The 210-nt window shown below is 38.1% G+C and carries 2 pseudogenes; both read left to right on the top strand.

The features are described 5' to 3' along the window. Nucleotides 1-97 (top strand): annotated as a pseudogene (locus tag V6260_RS19430) (3-hydroxyisobutyrate dehydrogenase); the annotation flags it as partial. A 9-nt stretch (nt 98-106) separates the two neighbouring features. Continuing rightward, a pseudogene (locus V6260_RS19425) lies at nt 107-210 on the top strand (short chain dehydrogenase); the annotation flags it as partial.

Here is a 210-nt window from a genome sequence, read left to right as displayed (position 1 = left end):
AATGGGTTCAATGGCTAAAAATTTATACACCATGCTACAACACCAAGGTGCAGTCAGTGATGACTTTAGTGCCATTTTTAAACTGTTTTCTAAGTAGGAGCTACGCGTGGAAATTAATAATAACACGGTAGTAATAACCGGAGGCGCACAAGGTTTAGGTTTTTCAATGGCTCAAAAGTTTGCACTTATGGGTGCTAACATTGCTTTAAT

The organism is Pseudoalteromonas aliena, from assembly GCF_038155085.1.
GTDB classification, from domain to species: domain Bacteria; phylum Pseudomonadota; class Gammaproteobacteria; order Enterobacterales; family Alteromonadaceae; genus Pseudoalteromonas; species Pseudoalteromonas aliena_A.
Note: the sequence above shows the minus strand (reverse complement) of the source record. Positions and strands in the feature narration are given on the sequence as shown.